The 16,176-nt window shown below is 73.2% G+C and carries 13 protein-coding genes; 3 read left to right on the top strand and 10 right to left on the bottom strand.

The window, feature by feature from the left end; genetic code table 11:
• Positions 1–67: 67 nt before the first annotated feature.
• The 4 genes from ACLIN4_RS04750 to xylB form a co-directional block, all read right to left on the bottom strand.
• A complete protein-coding gene (locus ACLIN4_RS04750; protein WP_100044864.1) occupies positions 68–1,327 on the bottom strand; it encodes a GAF domain-containing protein in 1,260 nt (419 codons plus the stop codon).
• A 119-nt stretch (positions 1,328–1,446) separates the two neighbouring features.
• Positions 1,447–2,130: an N-acetylmuramoyl-L-alanine amidase gene (locus ACLIN4_RS04745; RefSeq protein ID WP_290012309.1), complete on the bottom strand. Its 684-nt coding sequence runs from the start codon at positions 2,128–2,130 to the stop codon at positions 1,447–1,449.
• Between the two features lie 313 nt (positions 2,131–2,443).
• Positions 2,444–3,658, bottom strand: a complete 1,215-nt coding sequence (locus ACLIN4_RS04740) for an ROK family transcriptional regulator (RefSeq protein ID WP_100044865.1) — start codon at positions 3,656–3,658, stop codon at positions 2,444–2,446.
• Positions 3,659–3,951: 293 nt separating this feature from the next.
• Positions 3,952–5,397 carry a xylulokinase gene (gene xylB / locus ACLIN4_RS04735; protein ID WP_100044866.1) on the bottom strand — a complete coding sequence of 482 codons (1,446 nt, stop codon included), beginning with the start codon at positions 5,395–5,397 and terminating at the stop codon, positions 3,952–3,954.
• A 251-nt stretch (positions 5,398–5,648) separates the two neighbouring features.
• Between xylB and xylA the strand changes: the two genes are divergently transcribed.
• Entirely contained in the window at positions 5,649–6,812 is a 1,164-nt protein-coding gene (gene xylA / locus ACLIN4_RS04730; protein WP_100044867.1) for a xylose isomerase, read from the top strand.
• 173 nt (positions 6,813–6,985) lie between these two features.
• On the opposite strand, the gene ACLIN4_RS04725 is transcribed toward xylA, so the two are convergent.
• Both ACLIN4_RS04725 and ACLIN4_RS04720 read right to left on the bottom strand, forming a co-directional pair.
• Complete coding sequence (locus tag ACLIN4_RS04725) at positions 6,986–8,254, bottom strand: SWF or SNF family helicase (RefSeq protein ID WP_411575527.1); 1,269 nt, start codon at positions 8,252–8,254, stop codon at positions 6,986–6,988.
• Complete coding sequence (locus tag ACLIN4_RS04720) at positions 8,251–10,962, bottom strand: DEAD/DEAH box helicase (protein ID WP_290012306.1); 2,712 nt, start codon at positions 10,960–10,962, stop codon at positions 8,251–8,253. Before ACLIN4_RS04720 ends, ACLIN4_RS04725 begins: the two co-directional genes overlap by 4 nt.
• A gap of 485 nt (positions 10,963–11,447) precedes the next feature.
• Between ACLIN4_RS04720 and ACLIN4_RS04715 the strand changes: the two genes are divergently transcribed.
• Positions 11,448–11,630: a hypothetical protein gene (locus tag ACLIN4_RS04715; RefSeq protein WP_043375640.1), complete on the top strand. Its 183-nt coding sequence runs from the start codon at positions 11,448–11,450 to the stop codon at positions 11,628–11,630.
• A 4-nt stretch (positions 11,631–11,634) separates the two neighbouring features.
• Here the strand turns inward: ACLIN4_RS04715 and ACLIN4_RS04710 are convergent, their stop codons facing one another.
• The 3 genes from ACLIN4_RS04710 to ACLIN4_RS04700 all read right to left on the bottom strand — a co-directional run bounded on the left by ACLIN4_RS04710 (position 11,635) and on the right by ACLIN4_RS04700 (position 14,593).
• Positions 11,635–13,026: a tannase/feruloyl esterase family alpha/beta hydrolase gene (locus tag ACLIN4_RS04710; RefSeq protein ID WP_307653166.1), complete on the bottom strand. Its 1,392-nt coding sequence runs from the start codon at positions 13,024–13,026 to the stop codon at positions 11,635–11,637.
• 180 nt (positions 13,027–13,206) lie between these two features.
• On the bottom strand, positions 13,207–14,157 hold the full coding sequence (locus ACLIN4_RS04705) for a hypothetical protein (protein ID WP_107477550.1): 951 nt from the start codon (positions 14,155–14,157) through the stop codon (positions 13,207–13,209).
• Positions 14,158–14,296: 139 nt separating this feature from the next.
• Positions 14,297–14,593, bottom strand: a complete 297-nt coding sequence (locus ACLIN4_RS04700; protein WP_179342414.1) for a hypothetical protein — start codon at positions 14,591–14,593, stop codon at positions 14,297–14,299.
• A gap of 97 nt (positions 14,594–14,690) precedes the next feature.
• Here ACLIN4_RS04700 and ACLIN4_RS04695 point away from each other — a divergent pair, with 97 nt between their 5' ends.
• Entirely contained in the window at positions 14,691–15,587 is an 897-nt protein-coding gene (locus ACLIN4_RS04695; RefSeq protein ID WP_411575526.1) for an oxygenase MpaB family protein, read from the top strand.
• On the opposite strand, the gene ACLIN4_RS04690 is transcribed toward ACLIN4_RS04695, so the two are convergent.
• Complete coding sequence (locus ACLIN4_RS04690; RefSeq protein WP_289907855.1) at positions 15,573–16,097, bottom strand: PadR family transcriptional regulator; 525 nt, start codon at positions 16,095–16,097, stop codon at positions 15,573–15,575. The two genes, ACLIN4_RS04695 and ACLIN4_RS04690, sit on opposite strands and share 15 nt — an antisense overlap.
• Positions 16,098–16,176 lie beyond the last annotated feature (79 nt).

The following is a 16,176-nucleotide window of genomic DNA, read 5'->3' as shown; positions in this document are numbered from 1 at the left end:
CGTTGCACAGAGGTTGCGTGGGCGGTGGCCGCCGATCCGTTCCGGACCGCCATGTGCCGCCGGGCGGTCACCACCCTCCCGGCGCCGCCAGTTCGGACTCCAGCGCGGCGAGCCGGGACCGAGCCGCAGCCGTCGGCCGGACCGCGGCCAGGGCGCGCCAGACGTCGAGGTCGTCCTCGCCCCACGGCGCGTGTGCCCAGTCGGCCAGCAGGTCGGGATCGCCGCAGGCGATGAGGGCGGCACGCAGCCCGTCGGCGAGCCGGCGTCTGAGCCGTGCGACCGCCGGGGCCCGGGAGCCGGGCAGCAGCGGACCGGCGTACGCCGTCGCGGCCGCCGCGACGGCACCGGCCCGCAGACGACGCTCGACCACCGCTGCGTCGGACTCGACGGGCATCGTCAGCCGGTAGGGCCGCGACACCAGCCGACCGGGGCCCAGGATGCCGCGCAGCCGGGCCAGCTCGGCGCGCAAGGTCACCGGGGGCACCGCCTCGTCCTCGTACAGCGCGCACAGCAGCTCGTCGCCCGTCAGGCCTTCCGGGTGGTGGGCCAGGAGCACGACGATCTCGCTGTGTCGCCGGCTCAGCCGTACACCGCGACCGTCCGCGCTCAGCAGGGCCTCGTCACGGCCCAACGCGGTCAGCTCGGCCGCCTCGGCGGCGGACGACCGGGGGGCGAGCAGCGCCAGTTGCGACTCGGCGGCACGCGCGACCGCCTGGACGAAGCCCAGACTGTGCGGATGCGCCAGGCCGTCCCCGCCGGTGATGTCCACCGCGCCGAGTACCCGACCGGTGCGGGGATCGTGCACCGGAGCCGCCGCGCACGTCCACGGCTGGACCCGCCGGATGAAGTGCTCGGCCGTGAAGACCTGGACCGGCCGGCCGACGGCCACCGCCGTGCCCGGGGCGTTCGTCCCCACCGCGGACTCCGCCCACCGGGCGCCCGGCACGAAGTTCATCCGGTCCGCGCGGCGCCGGGTGGCCGGGTGCCCCTCGACCCACAGCAGTCTGCCGTGCGCGTCGCAGACGGCGAGCAAGTGCTCGCCGTCGGCGGCGAAGGTGCCGAGAAGCTCCCGGATCAGTGGCATCACCCGCGCCAGCGGGTGTTCGGCCCGGTAGGCGCCCAGATCGTCGTCCATGAGCTCCACGCTCGCCGTACCGTCCGGGCCGACGCCCGCCCGGACCGAGCGTCGCCAGGACTCCGCCACCACGGGGCGCACGGGCTGCGGCACCGTACCCGCCTCGGTGAAGGCATCGTGCGCGCGCCGCAGTGTCCGCGCGCGCTCGACGGGGTCGGCCCCCGGTTCCAGAGCCAGCCATGAATCAGTCAACTCGGCCTCCCCGGACGGTGTTGAGACGGGGCCATCGTCACTCCGCGGATACGCGCGGACAACCTCTTCGACCGGTCGGATCACCCGAATGTGGCCTTCCGGCGTCAGTCGGCCGCGGATCAGGCGAAGTTGACCAGTCTGATGTAGCGGGTCCAGTCCCACAGCGGACCCGGGTCCGTGTGGTCGCTGCCCGGTACCTCGTGATGCGCGATGATGTGCTCGCGGTCCTTGGGGATGCCGTACGTGGTGCAGATCGCCGCGGTGAGCCGGGCCGACTGCTGGTACATGGCGTCCGTGAAGTACTCGGGCCGGTCCACCCACCCCTCGTGCTCGATGCCGATGCTGCGGGTGTTGTAGTCCCAGTTCCCCGCGTGCCAGGCGATGTCCGTCTCACGGACGCACTGGGCCACGTGCCCGTCCGACGACCGGACGACGTAGTGCGCCGAGACCTGCTTGGCCGGGTCGCGGAAGATGGAGAGGGTGTCGGCGTACGTCTCCTGCGTGACGTGGACGACGACGTAGTCGACGGGGTAGGACGTGGGGCGGTTCGACCGGGAGTAGTTGGAGGCGCTCGCCGGCTGCCATTCGACGGTGGGGTAGTCGACGGCACGGCGCCCTGCGCCGGGTCCGAGCCGTGGGCCGGACCCGGACCCCGCGCCGGCGCCCGCGCCGGGCCGTGCACCGGTGCGGGACTGCGCGGCGGCGCTGGTGCCGGGGAGCAGGGCGAACGGGACGGCGGCGAGCGCGGCGCCCTGAAGCAGCCGCCGCCTGGTCGTTACGGGTGCTGTCCTGTCCCTTTCCATGGACTGCCCTTTCGTCAGTGGGCCCCTGGGGCCCGGTGGGGGGTGTTCGACGCGCGACGTCCGCTGAGACGGAGAGGAGGTCGGTGCGGACGTCCGCCGCCCGCTGGGCCGGGTGCGTCCGCGCGAATCACCGTACGGGGAGCGGGGGTTGCGCAGAAGGGCGCCGCGCCGTTCCGTGGACAGCCACGGCCTTGTGGACATCGTGCTCACTCGATCGAGTGACGAGAGGGTGGGAGCGAGAGGGCGGGGTGTGGCCTGGCAGGGGGTCAGGAGTGCTCCGCGATCGGGGGCGGGAGTGCTTCTCCGCTCGGGCTCAGGCCCGCTCCGCCACCACCGCCGGATCGTCCAGGACGGCCCGCACCACCGAGTGGGCGGCACCCAGCAGCGGTCCCCGCGAGCCGAGCTCCGACACGGAGACCGGGCAGGCCGGGCCGGCCGTGCGACGGGTCAGTTCGTCCCGCAACGACGGCAGCAGCCAGGGGGCCAGCCCGGCCAGCGCTCCGCCCAGCACCACGCTCTCGGGATCCAGCAGGTTGACCGCACCGGTCAGCGCGATGCCGAGTGCCGTGCCCGCCTCGCGCAGGGCACGACGGACGGCCTCGTCCCCCTCCGCCGCACGTCCCGCGAGCATTCCCACACGATCCTCGCCCGGCTCCAGGCCGGCCGCGCGCAGGACCGCCTTCTCACCGGCGTACTGCTCCAGACACCCCCGTCCGCCGCAGGCGCACGCCGGCCCGTCGGGCCGGACGGGCACGTGGCCCAACTCGCCGGCGAAGCCGCGGGTGCCGCGCAGCAGCCGCCCGTCGACGACGACGGCGGCACCGATACCGATCTCGGCCGAGACGTGCAGGAAGTCCCGCGGGGTGCCGTCTCCGAGCCAGAGTTCGGCGAGCGCGCCGAAGTTGGCCTCGTTGTCCACGGTCAGCGGCAGGTTCTCCGGCAGCAGCCGCCCCAGGTCCGTGTCGTGCCAGTCCAGGTTCGGGGCGTGAACGACGGTGCGGGCGTCCCGCGCGACGAGACCGGGTACGGCCATCGCGAGCCCCGCCGGCCACAGCCCCTCGGCCTCGGCCTCGGACACGACCTGCCGCACCAGGTCGTTGAGCTGTCCGATCACCGGCTCCGGTGAGCGGCCCCGGTTGCTGCCGTGGCGCACCACGCGCGACCGCAGCCGGCCACGCAGGTCCACCGCGCAGACGGCGAGGTGGTCCACGCCGACCTCCGCCCCGATGCCGGCCGGACCCTTCCCGCTGACGGCGAGTGCGGATCCGGGCCGCCCGACCCGGCCGGGGCGCTCGGGGCCCAGCTCCTCCAGCAGGCCGGTGCGGATGAGTTCGTCCACGAGGGTCGACACAGCCGCACGGGTGAGCCCGATCCGGGAGGCCACGGCTGCCCGCGACAGCGGTCCCTCCGCGCTGACGGTGTGCATCACCCGGGCGAGGTTGCGCCGGCGCATGCCCTGCTGGGTGTCCGGCAGTGCGCGCCCGGGACGGGCCGGGTGGCCGTGGGCTTCGTGCGGCGGTGCGGTCATGCCTCCGTCAGTCCTTGGTCGGTCTCTCGGTCTCCGGTCTCGGTCACACGCCCGCCGGCGCCGGGCCGGCGAGGAGCGCGGTGGTCTCCGGCCGGCCGTCGGTGCCCGAAAGCGCCCCCGTGCGCACGTCCCCGGACGCCGACGGGCGATGCCGGCGGCACCCTGTCCGGGGATGCCCTCCGGAAGTCACCGGCCGTCGGATCCGCCACCGAGCCTCCGGTGGCTCCGTCCGGTGACATCCCGCCAGGAACGCCCCGTGACGGTGCCCGTCGGCGACATCGCCCGGTGCGTCCTCAGCTGGAGCCCGCGCTCCGCTCCAGCAGGGGTGCCGCGTCGGAGAGTACCCCGGAGATCCTGGTCAGCGCCGCTTCGTCCCGTTCCACGGCGTCCAGCACCGGCCCGGCGGACGTCTTCCAACGACGGGCGACCGCCGCCGCGTCCTCGCCGGTCAGCAGGCCGGCCGCCTGTGCCGCGGCGCCGAGCGCGACCAGTTCCCTGGCCTCGGGAATCTGCACCGGTCGCCCCGACAGCCGCCGTACGGTCTGCTGCCAGGCGGTCCCGCGGGCACCGCCGCCGATCAGCAGCAGCGGCGCGGTCGGGTCGGCGTCGGCGTCCAGGACCAGTTCGAGCGCGCCGAGCAGCGAGTGGACGGCGCCGTCGTAGGCGGCCTGGAGCAGCTGGCCGGCCGTCGTGTCGTGGCGCAACCCGTGCAGGAGGCCTGAGGAGTGCGGCAGGTTCGGCGTGCGCTCGCCGTCCAGGTAGGGGAGGAGCGTGACATCCGTGCCGGGCTCGACGGCCTCCCGGTCCAGGCCCAGCAGGGCCGCGACGCGGTCGACGGCGAGCGTGCAGTTGAGGGTGCAGGCCAGCGGCAGCCAGTCGCCGCGCGCGTCGGCGAATCCCGCCACGGTGCCCGTCGGGTCGGCGGGCCTGTGCTGCGACACGGCGTACACGGTGCCCGAGGTGCCCAGGCTCATCACCGGCACACCCGGACGCAGCCCCAGACCCAGCGCGGCGGCCGCGTTGTCGCCGGTGCCGGCGGCGACGAGGGTGCCCTTGGAGAACGGCAGGCCGTGGCCGTCGCGGACGGTCCCGGCCACCTCGCCGGGCCGGACCAGACGGGGCAGCAACGCCGGATCGAGCCCCACGCGCGCGAGGATCTCCTCGTCGTAGGCCTCCGTGCCGGCCGCCCACCAGCCGGTGCCGGACGCGTCACCGCGGTCCGTGGTCCCCTCGCCGGTGAGCCGTTCGGTGAGGTAGTCGTGGGGGAGCCGTACGGCCTTCGCCGCGCGAACCGCCTCCGGTTCGTGTTCGGTCAGCCAGGCCCACTTGGTGACCGTGAACGAGACACCGGGCACGCTGCCCGTGCGCTCCGCCCAGCTCTTGGGGCCGCCCAGCTCCTCGATCAGACGGCGGGCCTGGGGGGCCGAGCGCACGTCGTTCCACAAGAGGGCCGGACGTACCGGCTCGCCCTGGGCGTCGAGCGTGACGAGGCCGTGCTGCTGACCGCCGATCGACACCGCGGCGGCCTCCCGCGCGGCGTCCCCGCACTGGTGCAGCGCCTCGCGCAGCGCGTCCCACCACTGGCGTGGGTCGCTCTCGCGGCCGGCTCCTGAGGACACCGTGTGGGGTGCCTGGCCGCTCGCGACGACCTGGCCGGTGGCCGCGTCGACGACCAGCGCCTTCGTGGACTGGGTGGACGTGTCCACGCCGACGACGAGCGGTCCCTCGGCTGCTGACATCGGGCTTCTCCCTCTTCCGCGGCTCTCTGCGGGGATCTGACTGGACTACTGGGCTGCCGGGACTTCCCGGGCCCGCCCGAACGGGCCCCGGCCGACCTGGGGTTTCGCGGTTCACCGGCCGGTGCGGTCCGGACATCACTCCTTCGGGGACACCTTGTCCCTTCCCAGGAACGTGTGTGCATACTAATTTGTAAAGCGCCATGACGAAATAGTCGGCAGCGAGTGATCGGCAGCGAGTGAGGAGCCGCGGAATGAACTATCAGCCCACTCCCGAGGACAGGTTCACGTTCGGTTTGTGGACGGTCGGCTGGCAGGGCCGGGATCCCTTCGGCGATGCCACCCGGCGGGCGCTGGACCCGGCGGAGTCGGTGCGCCGCCTGGCCGAACTGGGCGCGTACGGGGTCACCTTCCACGACGACGACCTGATCCCCTTCGGATCGGACGACACCGAGCGCGAGGGGCACATCAAGCGCTTCCGGCAGGCGCTGGACGCGACCGGCATGAAGGTGCCGATGGCGACCACGAACCTGTTCACGCACCCGGTGTTCAAGGACGGCGCGTTCACCGCGAACGACCGGGACGTGCGCCGGTACGCACTGCGCAAGACGATCCGCAACATCGATCTCGCGGTGGAGCTGGGCGCGAGTGTGTACGTCGCCTGGGGCGGCCGTGAGGGCGCGGAGTCCGGTGCGGCCAAGGACGTGCGGGACGCGCTCGACCGGATGAAGGAGGCCTTCGACCTGCTGGGCGAGTACGTCACCGAGCAGGGCTACGACCTGAAGTTCGCGATCGAGCCCAAGCCGAACGAGCCGCGCGGCGACATCCTGCTGCCGACGGTGGGGCACGCGCTGGCGTTCATCGAGCGGCTGGAGCGGCCGGAGCTGTACGGCGTGAACCCCGAGGTCGGCCACGAGCAGATGGCCGGACTGAACTTCCCGCACGGGATCGCGCAGGCGCTGTGGGCGGGCAAGCTGTTCCACATCGACCTCAACGGCCAGTCGGGCATCAAGTACGACCAGGACCTGCGCTTCGGCGCGGGCGACCTGCGGGCCGCGTTCTGGCTCGTCGACCTGCTGGAGAGGGCCGGGTACGCCGGTCCGCGGCACTTCGACTTCAAGCCGCCGCGGACCGAGGACCTCGACGGGGTGTGGGCGTCGGCGGCCGGCTGCATGCGCAACTACCTGATCCTCAAGGACCGCGCGGCCGCCTTCCGCGCCGACCCGCAGGTGCAGGAGGCCCTCGCGGCGGCCCGGCTGGACGAGCTGGCCCGTCCGACCGCCGAGGACGGCCTCGCGGCCCTGCTCGCCGACCCGACCGCCTACGACACCTTCGACGTGGACGCGGCCGCCGCGCGGGGCATGGCCTTCGAGCACCTGGACCAGCTCGCCATGGACCACCTCCTCGGCGCCCGCTGAGACACCTGCTCAGGCACCCACTGAGCGGTCCGCTCTCGGGTGACGGCTCCGGCTCCCTCCGGTCGACGGACGGGGCCGGAGCCGTCGGCGTTCCAGGTGCCCGTGCGGCGGTCGTGAGTACGTTCCCGGCTCGGGTCCCTGGCATCCGCCTCACCGGCGCCGCGACCCGCTCCTCAGGGCTCGTCCCCGGCCGCCAGTGCCGCCGATGCCAGGGCCGTCGCCGGATCCTGGGCCGCACCTCCCGTGGGCACCCAACGGCCGCGCTCCTCGCGGTACGGCCACCAGCGGCCCTCGTGGTCCAGGCGGAGCTGGTGCGGTGCGCCGACGACGGTCCAGCGGTTGCCCCGTGCCCGCAACGACGGCCGCTCGTCCTCGTCCCAGGCCGACTCGAGAGCCGCACGCGCGCGTGCGAGCGTGTCGCCCTCCACCGTCCACTCCTCCTCGAGCACGGACAGGGCGGCCTCGCCCCCGAGCCGCCACGCGGACACGGCGACGGCCAAGGACTCTTCGGTACGGCCCGAACCGACGCCGAGCCGGCGCAACACGTCCGGGTCCGGATCGCCCGCGGCCAGGCGCACGGCGTCCCGGGCGGCGTCCGGGTCACTGGGCACGGCCTGCCGGCCGTGCCCACCGCGCAGGGCCTCGGCGAGCAGACGGTGCGCCTCCGCCGCGGCCCGGGCCGCCAGGAAGCTCAGGGCGGCCGGGTCGACGTCCGGCGGAGCCGCCGTCTCGGTGTCCAGGGACGGCGGTGCCCCCGGCCCCTCCGGGAGACCGGGCAGGGCGGGCAGCGGGGGCAGTACGTGCCCTGCCGCGTACGCCTCGGCGGCGTCCACGCCGTCCGGACGGCGGGTGCCCTCCTCCCCGGGCGCGCCGCCGTGAGACTGGAGGGCGTCGAGTACGGCGCTCTCCGCGCGTCCCCGCATCAGCAGCAGCACGAACGGGTCCTGGTCCAGCAACCTGGCGACCTGGTAGCAGAGCGCAGCAGTGTGCCCGCAGTGGTCCCAGGCGCCGCAGTCGCACTCCGGCTCCAGGTCGCCCAGGCCCGGCAGCAGGTCGATGCCGGCGGTCGCGGCGTCCTCCACGAGGTGCGGCGGCATCTCACGGTCCAGCAGCGCCGCGACGTGCCCGGACCGCTCGATCGCCAGGTCGACGAAACGGTCCCACTGGGCGTCGGACAGCCTCTCCAGCAGGACGTCGGCCCGGTGCGCCGTACGGTCGCGGTCCTGGACGACCGCGGTGATGCGCCCCGGTCGCACCGACACCGCGCCGACCGCTCCCGCGCGCGCGAGCCGACGGCCCGTCTTCACCTGCGAGGCGTCGAGCGCCGCGTCCTCCAGCGCCTTCAGCCAGGCAAGGCCCCACCAGGTCTGCGCGAAACCCCTGCCGTGCGCCGGCGGCAGCGCGGCGAACGTCCGTTCCGTGTCGTCGTCGTACCGGGTCATCCCGTACCCCCTCGCAGCTCGACCAGATCGGCCAGTTCCGCGTCCGTCAGCTCCGTGAGCGCCGCCTCGCCCGTGCCCAGGACCGCGTCGGCCAGTTCCCGTTTGCGGTGCAGCAGGGCCGCGATGCGGTCCTCGATGGTCCCCTCGGCGACCAGGCGGTGCACCTGCACCGGGCGTGTCTGGCCGATGCGGTAGGCGCGGTCGGTGGCCTGCGCCTCCACGGCCGGGTTCCACCAACGGTCGTAGTGCACGACGTGCTCCGCGCGCGTGAGGTTCAGTCCGGTGCCCGCCGCCTTCAACGACAGCAGGAACACCGGGACCTCGCCGTCCTGGAACCGCCGCACCATCGACTCCCGGGCCGTGACGGACGTACCGCCGTGCAGGAACAGCGAGGCCACGCCACGGGAGGCCAGATGCTGTTCGAGGAGCCGGGCCATCTGCACGTACTGCGTGAAGACCAGGACACTGGCCCCTTCGGCGAGGATCGTCCCGAACAGTTCGTCCAGCAGCTCCAGCTTCCCCGAACGGCCGGTGATCCTCGGCCGTTCCTCCTTGAGGAACTGCGCCGGATGGTTGCAGATCTGCTTGAGGCCGGTCAGGAGTTTCACGATCATGCCGCGGCGCGCCATGCTGTCCGCCCCGGCGATCTCCGCCAGCGCCTCGCGCACCACCGCTTCGTAGAGGCCCGCCTGTTCCGCGGTCAACGACACCGGATGGTCTGTCTCGGTCTTCGGCGGCAGCTCCGGAGCGATCCCCGGGTCCGACTTGCGGCGACGCAGCAGGAACGGCCGTACGAGGCGCGCCAGCCGCTCCGCCGCCGCCGGGTCCTGACCGCCCTCGACGGCCTGTGCGTAGTGCCTGCGGAAGGTGCCGAGCCGGCCCAGGAGGCCGGGAGTGGCCCAGTCGAGGACTGCCCACAGTTCCGAGAGGTTGTTCTCCACCGGGGTGCCGGTGAGCGCCACGCGCGCGCGTGCGCCGATGGAACGCAACTGCCGCGCGGTTTCCGAGTACGGGTTCTTCACGTGCTGGGCCTCGTCGGCCACGACCAGTCCCCAGGGCACGGCGGAAAGCCGGTCGGTGTCCAGGCGCATGGTGCCGTAGGTGGTGAGCACGAAGTCGCCGGCCGTGAGATCGTCCAGGTCCCGCCTCGTACCGTGGAAGCGGCGCACCGGAGTTCCGGGCGCGAACCGTTCGATCTCGCGCTGCCAGTTGCCCATCAGGGAGGTCGGGCAGACCACCAGGGTGGGCCCGGCGGTCGACGCGTCGGTCTGCCGGTGCAGGTGCAGGGCGATCAGCGTGATGGTCTTGCCGAGGCCCATGTCGTCGGCGAGGCAGCAGCCCAGGCCCAGTGACGTCATGCGCACCAGCCAGTCGAGTCCCCGGCGCTGGTAGTCGCGCAGAGTGGCGTCGAGGCCGGCGGGTTGCGCGACGGCGTCCTGCGCCTCGGGGTCGGTGAGCCGTTCCCGCAGCGCCGCCAGCCATCCCGTGGCGCGTACCTCGACGCGGCTGCCGTCCACCTCCGTGGAGCCCGTCAGGGCGGCGGCGAGCGCGTCGACGGGCGTGACCTTCCGGTCCTGCCGCGTGCGGGCGCGCCGGACCTCCTCGGGGTCGACGAGCACCCACTGGTCGCGCAGGCGCACCACGGGCCGGTTGGCCTCGGCGAGCACATCCAGCTCCTCGCGCGTGAGCCGTTCGTCGCCCAGGGCGAACGACCAGTCGAAGGCGAGCAGCGCGTCGGCGGACAGGAACGACGGGCCGGCGTCCGACGAGGCCGTGCCCGGCGTCGTCTCGCCGTCAGCAGGTCCCACCTCCGCGCGGCTGGTCAGGTCACGGGCCAGCTCCCGCGGCCAGTGCACGTCGACTCCCGCGCCGGCGAGTGCCCGGGAGCCGGCCCCCAGGAGTTCGGTGAGCTCTTCGTCGGCGAGTTCGACAGCGTCCGGTACGGCGGCCGACAGCAGCGGCGTCAGCGCGGGCCAGGCCCGGGCCGCACGGCGCAGCGCGAGCAGGGCGTCCATCCGCGCGCCGGTGCCGAACGCGTCGCCCACGGCGCCCGACCACACCTCGGAGGCGTCCGCCACGAGCGCGGGATCGCTCACGCTGTGCACCTGGAGCACGGCTCGGAACGCCGGTCGGGTGTCCGGGGACACCGCGGCCGTGAGTCCCCGCACCTCGACACGCAGGGACAGCCGGACTCCCATGTCGTGGCCGGCGGCGACATCGGCGGTCCACGCGCGGAGCCCGGGCACCCGCTGCGGTTCCGGCGAGGCGTACGCGGGTCCGGCCGTCACCCACTCGGCGGCGGGGGAGCGGGGCAGCGTGTCGGCGACCGAGTCCAAGAAGTCGCGGACCAGCCGTTCCGGGTCGGGCAGCCGCAGGGGATCGACGCCGTCGATGGGAACGGCGTGCGCCTCGGGCGGCATGGCGGCGGCCAGGTGGCGCACTCGCTCGGTCTCCTCCACCCCCAGCGGCCCCGCACGCCAGGCGTCGTGGTCGGTCGCCGACAGACCGGGCAGCAGCAGCCCGCGCGCCACGAGATGCAGGGCCTCGAGAGCCGCCGCACCCCAGAACACGGTCGCCCGGTGCCCGTCGTCGTGGGAACGCGCGCGCGTGAGGACGGGCAGGGCCACCCTCACCGGCAGCAGCAGGGCGGGCACACTCGCCGGTCCCGTTCCGTCGCCGTCGGGCAGCGCGACCGTCAGGTCCTCCATCGAGCCCGACGAGAGGGCGAGGGGGGTCTCGCCGTCGGGTCGCCAGAAGGCGACCCTGCCGGCGCGGGCGGGATCAGCGGGCAGGAAAACGGCACAGCAGCGGGCGAGTTCGGAGATCTCGGAGGGAGTTGCCAGGAGAGCGGTCTGCGCAGCGATGACGTATTCCTCAAATTTGACTAGTGGAGGGCGCGATTGGCGAGTGTACATCACCTTCAGGGTTATGAGGTGTGGTCGCCCTGTGTCTTGGGTCACTGTTCACATGAGAAGGCGCTCTCTGGGGCCGGGGTCGCCGATGGGTTCACGGGAGGTGGGCCGGGAGGTGAGTCCGGGCGGCGGGTCGGGCGGCGGTTTCCGGGACCACGGGCTCTCGGGGGCGCGTCAGGGTTCGGTCTCAGGGATGTCTCAGGGGCGCGGTACGGAACCGCCGGAAGCGCGGGCCCGTTCTCAGGACAGAGAGCGGCAGTGGCCGCGAAGGAGGCGACACCATGTCGAAGAACGCCAAGGTCGCAGCAGGGGGCGTGGCGGCCGGGCTCATCCTGTTGATCTGGCTGCCCTGGTGGGCCGCCCTGCTGATAGTTCTGGGAGTCCCGGCCGCCGCGTACCTCACCCTGGACCCCTCGCAGCGGCGCAGGCTGCGCCGCGTCACGCGCAAGGAGATCGGCCGCTGAGGCGCTAACGCCGCGCCGTCGCGGTTCCCGTCAGCGCGCAAAAGTTGACCACGTCACCGTCCGCGGGCCTGTCGACCGTGTGGTCCGCGGGCGGTTCGGTGCCCTGCTCCACCCAGGCGGTCAGCGCGTCGAACGCCGAACGGAAGCACGGCAGGATCGGCCGCAGCCGGTCGGGATACATGTCGTACAGCCCGTCTGCATGGGTACCGCCCGTGATCGTGTAGTAGCGGTGCAGTTCGCCCCGCCCCCTCGCGTCGATCATGCGTGCGTACACGTCCGAGTCGGCGGCCTTGGGCAGCAGCGCGTCCATGTCGCCGTGCAGAGTGATCAGCGGCTTGCCGATGCGTCCGGTCAGCGCCACCCGGGCCACCGCCCGGTGGACGGAGGCGGGACGTTCGGCGTAGTCGTACGCCGCGTCGGAGGGGCACGGCGCCAGGATCTCCTCCGGCGTGGACCCGGCAGTGGGGCCAGGGCAGCGGGGATCGTATTCCGGGTCGAACTCCGCCCGGTAGATCTTCTGCGTCAGACCCCAGTAGGCCTTCTCGTGGTACGGCCACAAGAACTCGGAGCCGCGCGCGAAGCCGGCCGCGTACAGGTCCTCGTCCCGTGCCGCGCCGAACGCCCGGGCGACCGTCGCCGGCAGGGAGGTGAGCAGGTTGGGGCCGTTCGTGGTCCACAGCGCGCCTTCCCAGTCCACGCCGCCGTCGTACAGTTCCGGGTGGTTCTCCAGCTGCCATCGGGTGAGGTAGCCGCCGTTGGAGATACCGGCGATGTAGGTGCGACGCGGCGCGTGCCCGTAGCGCTGGGCGGCCACCCGCCGGACGGCGCGGGTGAGCTGCGTGGTCCGCGCGTTCCACTCCGCGACGGCGTCCCCGGGCCGGCCGCCGTCCCGGTAGAAGTCCGTTCCGCTGTTGCCCTTGTCGGTCGCGGCGTACGCGTACCCCTGGGCCAGTACCCGGTCGGAGATCGCCTTGTCCGTGGCGTACTGCTTGCGCGTGCCCGGCGCCCCCGTCACCACGAGACCGCCGTTCCAGTGGTCCGGCAGCCGGATCACGAACTGCGCGTCGTGGCGCCAGCCGTGCGTGGTGTTGAAGCGGGAGGAGTCCGGGAAGTACCCGTCGACCTGGATGCCGGGGACCCCGGACGGCGTTCTCGTACCGCCGGCCGTCAGCCCGGCCTGGTCGGCCATGTCGGTGTACGGGGTGCCCGCCAGTCCGGCGGTCGTCAGATCGTCCAGGCAAGCGGTGCGCTGCATGGCCGCTCCCGGCACCCGCACGCGCTCCTGGCGGGAGCACTGCCCGCTGCCGTCGGCAGCCGCGGCAGCGGGTGCCGGCCCGGTCAGCGAGACCGCCGTGAGAACGGCGGCGAGGAACGGAACACCACGGAGCAGACGCATGGGGCCTCCAGGCGCGACGGGGGAGTGGAGCTGAGGGCTGCCCCATCGTGCGGGCCGACTCCGGCCTCTTCCATGGGTTGGGGCCACATGGAAAGAGAGCCCGGCATAGAGGCCGAGGACAGGAACCGCGCAGGTGGGCCTCAGCGGCGCCCCGGTACCGGATCCGGTGTCCCACCCCGGTCAGCTCGGCCGTACGGCCATCCTGTCGAGGGCTTCCAGGAGCCCTGGCAGCGACGGGCCCCTGCCCACGGGCAGAACCTCACCGGGCTCTTCGTCGAGCAGGACGAAGGCGATGTCGTCGGTCCGGGCGACCAGCGACCAGCCCGGGCCGTCGGCCCGCAGGGTCCGCGCGTCCCCCGACGCGAACGACGACCGCACCCGGCCGAGCGGAGGAGGGGTGTCGATGTAGGCGCGGGCCTCCGCGAGGACCCGTCGGACGCCGCTGTGCCCGAAGGTTCCGGTGCCGGTCCCGTCCGGAACGCCGACCGGGTCCGGGGCGGCCCGTCCCGCGGCTCCCGCCTCGTCATCGGTGTCGGACTCCGACTCGGCAGCGCCGGTATCGCCTTGTGCCTCCGGTCCGTCTGCCGGAGTGCCGTCCGCAGAACCGGCGCCTTCGGCGGGGGCCGGAAAGTCCGCGTCGTCGATCTGCTCCCGCCACTGCGTCCACTGCAGCGCGATCTCGTCGGCCCCCAGACGCCGCTGCGGGGGCCCCCAAGCCGTGGTGTCCGGCGGTGCCAGCGCGGGCTGGTCGGCGGACTCGGGGGCGGGATCGTGCGGCGCGGGAACGCCGGGCGCCGCCACGGCGACCGCGAGGGGCCAGCCGGGCAGCGCGGCGACGACCGTACGCTCGTCCGGCGACAGGTCGTACTCCATGCCGCAGTCCCAGGACGCCACGGCGACGGCGACCAGCGAGACGTCGTCGACGACGACGGTCCACCGGGCGCCGTCACCGTCCTGGCCGAGCACCAGACCGTAGCCGTCGGCCAGCGGCGGAAGACCGAGGGCCTCGCACGCCTCCACGTAGTCGTCGCCCAGCACACTCGGGAACTTCGCCGGCGTCAGCAGCACCGCCGTGAGCACATAGAGCGCATCCTCCGCGGCGGCGACGGCGTCCTCGTCCGGCCCGGCCATCCCAGCCTCCCCATCGGTTCGTCCAATGGCGCGCACCCTAGTGCGACCGGGAAGCCCTTGTCACGACTCCCGGACGCACCCGAGCTGCAGCTTTCCGGCTGGACGGGGGCGAATCGACCACCCCGTCGGCACGCGTGCGTCAGGTCGCGGGCAGCCCCAGCAGTGACCGGGCCACGTCCCGGGGCGACTCGTCGCGCTCCCGCGCGAGCGCGATCACGGCCCGGCACGCCAGCTCGTTCACTCCGAACGACAGCGCCTCCGGCGACACCCAGCCCGTCGCCTCGTCGATCCTGTCCTGGTCATCCTCCGCGCACGCCGAGACATATGCGGCGGCGGCCTCGAACAGGTTGTGCGAACGCGGTTCACCTCCCGCCTTCCGCTCCGTGCGCCGTGCGGCGCGAGATCTGTTCCAGGCCTCGCGGATCCTTGCGAACAAGCGGATCACCCTCCCCTGCCGAATGCCACGACCGATCGTGCATCTCCTGCTGCTCAACGTAGAGTTGAAGCTTCGGCGGCAGAAGGGGACGGCCACGGTGAAGCGTTTCGAGCGCCTGGAGCAGATCCGGCGGATGGACCCGCACGAGGACGCCTCGGAGATCTACCGGCTCTCCTCGGCCTACGAATTCCCCTGGGACTTCGCCCGAGCCCTGGAACTGGCGCTGTACCGCACCTACGCCGTCCCGAGCATCGGCCGACTGCTGGCGGAGACGGCGGAGTTCACCGACCGGGCGCAGAAGCGGTACGACGACACGGCACTGCTCCTGGACGCCGTCGTCGAGCACGGTTTCGGCAGCGAGCAGGGCCGCACGGCCATCCGCCGCATCAACCACATGCACCGCAGCTACGACATCTCCAACGACGACATGCGATACGTCCTGTGCACGTTCGTCGTGACCCCCAAACGCTGGATCGACGCCTACGGGTGGCGCAGGATGTCGCGCCACGAGACCGTCGCCTCGGCCGTTCACTACCGCACGCTGGGCCGGTACATGGGCATCCGTGACATACCGGGCTCGTACGAGGAGTTCGAAACCTGCCTCGACGCCTATGAGGAGGCCCACTTCGCCTGGGACGAGGGGGCGCGCAGGGTTTCCGACGCCACACTCGACCTCATGGCCTCCTGGTACCCGGGCGCCCTCGCACCGCTGCTGCGCACCGGAACCCTGGCCCTGCTCGACGAGCCCCTCCTGCGGGCGTTCCGCTACACCCCGCCGAGCCTCGCCGTCCGCGCGATCGTGCGCCGCGCGGTGCGGCTGCGCGGGCGGGCGGTCCGCCTGATGCCGCCGCGGCGCGCCCCGCACCACGCCCGGCAGAACCGGGAGATCAAGGGCTACCCGAACGGCTATCGGCTGGCGGAGCTGGGCACCCGACCCGTTCCCGGCGTGCGGGGCTGCCCGGTCCGGCACATCGACACGTCAGCCGCCGAGTGAGTCGATCGTCTCCCGCAGCCAACTGAGTTCCGCCCGGGAGGTGGCCCGCGCGATGGTCAGAACACCGCGCCGGAAGGGATCGTCCAGTTCCTCGGCGCCCAGCGGCCGGTCACCGTCGTAGAAGAAGCTGGCCGGCTCCTCGAGGAACGCCTCTCGCCGGCGCAGTACGGCGGCCTGCGCGGTGGCGTCGTCGAGGTGGCGGAGGAAGGCCAGCACCGTGAACCAGCGGTTCTCGTCGGTGATGTCGAGTCGCGCGGGCTCCGCGAGCCGGCGGCGCAGCTCCCGCCGTCCCTCGTCGGTGAGGGTCAGGACATGGCGCGGGGCCGCCACGGCGCCGGGCTCAGTGGCACGCGCGAGCAGGCCCGCCTTCTCCAGGCGCTTGATCGCGGGGTAGAGGGTGCTCTCGGCGACGGGCCGCACGTGCCCGGTCAGCGCGGTGATGCGTTTGCGCAGTTCGTAGCCGTGCAGTGGGGCGTCGTACAGGAATCCGAGGATGGCGAGCTCCAGCATGTCCGCATTCTCGCCCATGAGCGTTCGTACCTCTGGTTCCGCAATACCTCGCTACACGAATACATCGGGACCGATGTAT

It is taken from the genome of Streptomyces mutabilis (assembly GCF_046628145.1).
Lineage (GTDB): Bacteria > Actinomycetota > Actinomycetes > Streptomycetales > Streptomycetaceae > Streptomyces > Streptomyces mutabilis.
Note: the sequence above shows the minus strand (reverse complement) of the source record. Positions and strands in the feature narration are given on the sequence as shown.

Coding starts and splice junctions, on each gene's coding strand:
- ACLIN4_RS04710 (WP_307653166.1), bottom strand. CDS start 13,026: ATGCGTCTGCTCCGTGGTGTTCCGTTCCTCGCCGCCGTTCTCACGGCG.
- ACLIN4_RS04690 (WP_289907855.1), bottom strand. CDS start 16,097: ATGCTGGAGCTCGCCATCCTCGGATTCCTGTACGACGCCCCACTGCAC.
- xylA (WP_100044867.1), top strand. CDS start 5,649: ATGAACTATCAGCCCACTCCCGAGGACAGGTTCACGTTCGGTTTGTGG.
- ACLIN4_RS04745 (WP_290012309.1), bottom strand. CDS start 2,130: ATGGAAAGGGACAGGACAGCACCCGTAACGACCAGGCGGCGGCTGCTT.
- ACLIN4_RS04720 (WP_290012306.1), bottom strand. CDS start 10,962: ATGGAGGACCTGACGGTCGCGCTGCCCGACGGCGACGGAACGGGACCG.
- ACLIN4_RS04705 (WP_107477550.1), bottom strand. CDS start 14,157: ATGGCCGGGCCGGACGAGGACGCCGTCGCCGCCGCGGAGGATGCGCTC.
- ACLIN4_RS04740 (WP_100044865.1), bottom strand. CDS start 3,658: ATGACCGCACCGCCGCACGAAGCCCACGGCCACCCGGCCCGTCCCGGG.
- xylB (WP_100044866.1), bottom strand. CDS start 5,397: ATGTCAGCAGCCGAGGGACCGCTCGTCGTCGGCGTGGACACGTCCACC.
- ACLIN4_RS04715 (WP_043375640.1), top strand. CDS start 11,448: ATGTCGAAGAACGCCAAGGTCGCAGCAGGGGGCGTGGCGGCCGGGCTC.
- ACLIN4_RS04725 (WP_411575527.1), bottom strand. CDS start 8,254: ATGACCCGGTACGACGACGACACGGAACGGACGTTCGCCGCGCTGCCG.